Source organism: Mycobacterium sp. (genome assembly GCF_032162605.1).
Classification (GTDB): Bacteria; Actinomycetota; Actinomycetes; order Mycobacteriales; family Mycobacteriaceae; genus Mycobacterium.
Genome location: NZ_JAVROT010000395.1, coordinates 1 through 5,870, shown reverse-complemented (window position 1 = coordinate 5,870; position 5,870 = coordinate 1). Strand labels below are relative to the sequence as shown.

General features: G+C 63.2%; 4 protein-coding genes and 2 pseudogenes. 5 read left to right on the top strand and 1 reads right to left on the bottom strand.

The window, feature by feature from the left end; all coding sequences use genetic code 11:
- The 5 genes and pseudogenes from QOI01_RS22605 to QOI01_RS22585 form a co-directional block, all read left to right on the top strand.
- On the top strand, positions 1–251 hold a 251-nt coding region (locus QOI01_RS22605; protein ID WP_526384900.1), incomplete at its 5' end, for an NmrA family NAD(P)-binding protein.
- The gene (locus QOI01_RS22600; RefSeq protein WP_526384898.1) at positions 212–844 is read left to right on the top strand and encodes a Rossmann-fold NAD(P)-binding domain-containing protein; all 633 of its coding nucleotides are present in this window, start codon (positions 212–214) and stop codon (positions 842–844) included. The genes QOI01_RS22605 and QOI01_RS22600, both read left to right, overlap by 40 nt.
- A gap of 414 nt (positions 845–1,258) precedes the next feature.
- Positions 1,259–1,792 (top strand): annotated as a pseudogene (locus tag QOI01_RS22595) (recombinase family protein).
- A gap of 631 nt (positions 1,793–2,423) precedes the next feature.
- Positions 2,424–3,913, top strand: a pseudogene (locus QOI01_RS22590) (arylsulfatase).
- A 117-nt stretch (positions 3,914–4,030) separates the two neighbouring features.
- Positions 4,031–4,405 (top strand): DUF202 domain-containing protein, encoded by a 375-nt coding sequence (locus QOI01_RS22585; RefSeq protein ID WP_526384896.1) that lies wholly within the window; start codon positions 4,031–4,033, stop codon positions 4,403–4,405.
- Between the two features lie 677 nt (positions 4,406–5,082).
- On the opposite strand, the gene QOI01_RS22580 is transcribed toward QOI01_RS22585, so the two are convergent.
- On the bottom strand, positions 5,083–5,661 hold the full coding sequence (locus QOI01_RS22580) for an RES domain-containing protein (protein ID WP_526384902.1): 579 nt from the start codon (positions 5,659–5,661) through the stop codon (positions 5,083–5,085).
- Between the last annotated feature and the right edge of the window lie 209 nt (positions 5,662–5,870).

The following is a 5,870-nucleotide window of genomic DNA, read 5'->3' as shown; positions in this document are numbered from 1 at the left end:
GACCGATGGTCGACTACCTGCTCAAGGAAGGCTTCCAGGTGCGTGCCATGGTCCGCAAGGACGATGAGCGCGCTCAGCAGCTCCGCGACAAGGGCGTCGAGGTCGTCTTCGGTGACCTGCTCAACTTCCGCGACGTACGCGCGGCCCTCAACGGCGTGCACCGCGCCTACTTCAACTACCCGGTCGGGAGGGACTGGTGGAGGCCGCGGTCATGTTCGCCCAGGCCGCCAAGGAGCAGGACCTCGAGCTGATCGTGAACATGTCGCACATCCAGTCGCGTCCAGATGCGCGCAGCAAGGCCACCCAGAACCACTGGCTCGCCGAGCAAGTCTTCGACTGGTCGGGCGTGCCCACCACGCACCTGCGGATCACGTTCTTCATGCAGTGGCTCCTCTACGTCTCCGACCTGATCCGCTACGGCCGCTACGTCATGCCGTACGACGCCGACAGTCGCTTCGCGCCGATCGCCGGCAGTGACATAGCCCTGACGGCCGCCAAGATCTTCACCAATCCACAAGGCCACCGCGGTCGGACCTACACGCTGACCGGTCCGGTGGAGTACAGCCACGAAGAGCTGGCCGCTGAGGTCAGCCGCGTGCTGGGCAAGGACCTCCCGTACGAGCAGGTCACGGTGACGACATTCCTGGAGCTGATCGGTCTGCCGGACGACACCGCCAAACTCAAGCACTTCGAGGCCGTGACCATCGACCAGCAGGAAGGCCGCCTGGCGGGCGTCAGTGACGCTGCCCCCAACATCATCGGCCAGCCCCTCGTGACCGTCGAGGAGTTCATCAATGAGAACCGCGCGCTCTTCGAACTCGACTACACCAAGGCAGCCGCGTAGCGCGCTACCAAGCCGCGCCGACTGGTCACGCCTAAAAGACCAGCCGACGCGGCCTTCGCTACCCGGTTCGAGCAAGTCATCATCATGAGGAGACGGACATTAGGGAGCCGGTTGAGCCGATCATGAAGACACGGATTTGAGATAGATCGCAGTGAACCGCCTGGGATTCCTGGATGCTCCGGACATCCCAGGCGGCCTCAAGGGAGGGGCGAATCGCGGCGTGACCCGGTGTCCCATCAATGTCCCAAGACACGCTCGGACGCGCTAGATGAGGCGACACAGACGAGACATGCAAAGCGCCCTGACCATTACTTGTGCGACACAGTCGAACAGCTGTTCACGCATTTGAGCTCCCTGGGGGTCAAGTGGTCACAGGTTAGCGCACTGGTGTGCGTCGACTGTGGCGACTCGTGGCTGGCACCAAGACGGGTGAGCCAGCCTCTATGTGCGGCGCTCACTGCTGCTGGCGTGGACGCGGATCGGGTGTACACCGACAAGCTGTCGGGTGCCTCAGCGCGAGCAGAGCGCCCGGGACTCGCTGCGCTGCTGGACTATGCACGCGAGGGCGACGGCATAGTCGTCATTGGCATCGACCGCTTGGGCCGCAACGCTGCTGAGGTGATGACGACCATCCGCGAGCTTGGGGAGCGAGGGATCGTGCTGCGGTCGCTGCGCGAGGGGATCGACACGAGCAATGCGACGGGTCGCATGGTGGCCGGTGTACTGGCCAGTCTCGCGGAGCTTGAGTTGGAGTTGGGTCGGGGACGTCGTACAGCAGCGCGGGATGCACGTCGGGCACGTGGGCAGTCCATCGGTCGGCCCTAGGCGCTCACTGACGCGAAGGTCGCTCTAGCGCGGCGGATGCACGACAGCGGCGAGTCGGCCAGCACCATCGCAACCACGCTCAACGTAAGCCGCGCTACCGTCTATCGGGCGTTAGCGATCTAACCGACCCTTAGGTGGCTAGTGGACGACGCCCGTCGACCTAAGGTGTGCGCCTCGCACGGCCAGCGCCCGCTCTCTCGCCGGGCCCAGGGCTTCTGGGGTGTCGGAGTTCAGGGGGTGAAGCCGACCTGACCGGGACCACATGCGGCGATCCCAAGGGGGCCTGGTTGTCGGCGATGCCGATTTCGCGGTTGCCGTTGAAGATGCCCTCTGCGGACACTGTCGGATACCAGAACCGATAGGCCACCACCCTCGTTGAAAAGCTGCGTCGTCATGTGCGCGCCCGGCTCCGGCAGTGCTCGGAAACCCCGCAACAATCTCGTAGGACGAACTCGGGTCGACGCTGGTGTCGGTCATTGACACACTTTCATCTCACCCGTCGCGACCGTCTCCCGATGGCGTCTCGGCTCAGGACACCACGCCTCGTGCGGGCCACCTGGTTTACGGGTCGTAAACAGGACATCGCTCCAAGTCTCTGGGGTCATGCCAACCGCTACAGGGGCCAACCGACCGGATTCGCAAAATTCAACGCTGCCGACAGGATTGGGGTCTAGCGTCCCTGGTGCGGGCGTCCAGAAGGTGGGGGCCTGGCCGCGCCCGGCGGTCGCGGCCTTCACCGGCGAAAGGCTATTGGATGACCGACAAACCCAACATTCTGATCATCTGGGGCGATGACATCGGACAGAGCAACCTGAGCTGCTACAGCGACGGTGTGATGGGGTACCGGACCCGCAATATCGACCGGATCGCTAGCGAGGGTGCGCGTTTCACCGACTATTACGGCGAACAGAGCTGCACCGCTGGCCGGGCCGCGTTCATCACCGGTCAGAACCCGTACCGCACAGGCCTGACCAAGGTGGGCCTGCCGGGTGCGCCGCTCGGTCTGCAGGCAGAGGACCCGACCATCGCCACGGCCTTGAAGGCGCAGGGCTACGCCACCGGGCAGTTCGGCAAGAACCACCTGGGCGACCGCGATGCGTTCCTGCCCACGGCCCACGGCTTCGACGAGTTCTTCGGCAACCTGTATCACCTCAACGCCGAAGAAGAGCCCGAGAACGTCGACTATCCCAAGGACCCCGCGTTCCGGGAGAAGTTCGGACCCCGTGGTGTCCTGCACACCTGGGCGAACCCCGACGGCACGCAGCGCATCGAGGACACCGGCCCGCTGACCAAGAAGCGGATGGAGACCTGCGACGAGGAGTTCCGAGACGCCGCAGTCGATTTCATCAAACGCAAGCACGACGCCGAGACGCCGTTCTTCGTGTGGTTCAACTCCACCCATATGCATTTCCGCACGCACCCCAAGCCGGAGAGCGTCGGCCGCTCCGGGCGCTGCAGTCTGAGTATCACGACACGATGCTCGATCACGACGACATCGTCGGGGACCTGCTGGCCACCCTCGATGAACTTGGCATCGCCGACAACACCATCGTCATGTACTCCACCGACAACGGCCCGCACATGAACAGTTGGCCCGACGCCGGGATGACGCCATTCCGCAACGAGAAGAACTCGAACTGGGAGGGCGCTTACCGCGTCCCTGCGATGGTGCGCTGGCCGGGCCATATCCCAGCGGGCACTGTGCTGAACGGCATTGTCAGCCACAATGACTGGTTCGTTACCCTGCTGGCGGCAGTCGGGGTGTCCGACATCGCCGACCAATTACGCGGCGGCGCTGACCTCAACGGCACCACTTACAAGGTTCACCTTGACGGCCACAACCAGTTGCCCTACATCACCGGTGCGACCGACGAAAGCCCGCGCCAGCATTTCTTCTATGTATCTGACGACGGCGATCTCACGGCGCTGCGGTACGACAACTGGAAGATCGTGTTCATGGAGCAGCGGGCCGTCGGGACGCTGCGGATCTGGCTGGAGCCGTATACCGAATTGCGTGCACCGAAGCTGTTCAATCTGCGGACCGACCCCTATGAGCGGGCTGACATCACATCGAACACTTACTTCGACTGGATGATCGACCGCGTCTGGGTGTTTACTCCCGCGCAGGCCTATGTCGCGCAGATGTTGCAGACGTTCGCCGAGTTTCCGCAGCGGCAGAAGTCGGCCAGTTTCAACCTCGACCAGGTGCTGGCCAAGCTGCAGTCCGGCATCCCTGATAGCTGATCGCAACCGCGATGTACGGGACGTGGCGGGGCAACTTCCGGCGCACCGATGGAGAGTTCGTGGCGGAATCGTCTTTTACAACTGCCTTTGGGCTTCGATTCGAAGAGGATTCCCTGAATGGCAGATCCACCGCTCGACACATCCACCCGCCTCGCGGTGCAACGCACCCGCCTCGCTTCGGAGCGAACGCTGATGGCGTGGATCCGCACGTGTACATCGCTAATCACTTTTGGTTTTACGATTTTCAAGTTTTTTCAGTACCTGGCGACGGACAAGCATCGCGAAACGGTCGTTAGCCCGTGGCTAGTCGGGATGGTCATGATCCTGATCGGCCTGATAGGCCTGATGTTGGCCTGGATTCAGCATCGTCAGGAGATGAAGGCACTACAGGCACAAGTCGGAGCCACGCCCTACTCGATAGCTGGGATCATGGCCGCCTTTATCGCTGGTCTCGGTGTCCTCGCGCTGGTCGTGGTGGGTTTGAGGCTGTAAGTGGCTGCCGACAAATCCCAAACGGTGAAAGATGGGCGGGACGTGGGGTGCGGAAACGAGCAGCAGTCGGCCCGCTGCCCACCAGCGTGCTGGTCCGCAGTCAGTCCGCAATAGTGCCGTCGAGGCGCACAGGTCGCAAACGCATTCAACGGTCTGGCCTCGAATTTCAAACCCCTCAATCACCGCCATCGTCCTCAAACCCACTGGTGGTGTCGCTCGGGACGTAGAGGTCGTGCATGGGGGCTTGAAGGCTCTCGGCATACGGCCATCCGGGGAAAAACGATGCGGGACAGCGTGTTGCGAGCCTCACCGGTGCGTCGGTGTTCGACATCATTGGCGCGCCGCGCGGCGCGGCGCCGTTGATGTGGAAACAGTGGCAGACCACCGATGCCGAGGCACTCAGGTGAGGCGCCGAAATAGGCTGACCCCGTGTGAAGTTCGTCGATATCGCCGAGATGCTCGCCACTGATCGGTGATTCGCCCTAACACCATCGCTGGCCTTGGAAACGAGCACCATCTGATCTTGTCCGGAGGCCGGCTGAGGTAGCGGCAGCCGTCAATCGCTGACCAGCCGCCGACAAAACGTTGGTGACGCGCGTTGACCGGATGTGTATGCGTTCGGCGTCGGTGGTGTGCTGGTGCTGTTCGGCGAGTACGTCGTAGGCGCGGCGGCGGTGTCAGGGGGCGAGTGCTTCTTTCTTGCACTCGCTGCATTCGCTGGAAGCCACTGTGGTGATGTTGATTCGGCGTCGGCGCAACTGAACCTGCAGCCGCAAAAGAATTCGTGGGTCGCCGAGTGCGATGTCTTGTGGATGGCCGCCACCGTCGCGCACGACTTCGACGTCGGCATCGCAGTCCCACAGTGCTAGTGACTCGCCGCTGTTGTAGCCCGAGCGATAGTGAATGCCGGTGATTCCGGGTCCGGCGGGTTGGTCTTTGTAGATGGCGCGGGCCCACTGCTGTGTTAGCGAACGGGCTTCGTTGCCGTCGCCGAGGGCGGGGAGCGCGTCGATCGCCAGGGCTGCGCCTTTTGCCGCAAGGTCGAACATCGTCAGGGTGTTGGTGGGGGCGATGATGGCGACCCGGTAGTAGGGGCATATCGCGGCGACGCCCGCCTCGCCGAAAACTTCGCATGCCGAGGTCGCCAAGTCCTCACCGACGTAGAGCACTCGTCGGCCGGTCTTGTCCACGACCGGAGGGTCGGCGGGCAGGTGGTGGTCAAACCGCGCCTTTGGCCCGTAACGCCGGAAGGTGATGCCGTCGGGGACGTGTTTGCCTAGGTGATAGACGCGGCACCACCACCAGCGTGCTGAGGCGGCCGGTGGGTTCCACCTCCACACTCGTTTCGCTTTGGGAAGCGGGTCTGGAGGTGGTCCGAGCGCTCTTACCATCCGGCCGCGGTGAGGTTGCGCGCGACATTGATGACCGACTGGCTGCCGTGGGTGATCGCTTCCTCGCGCGGGGT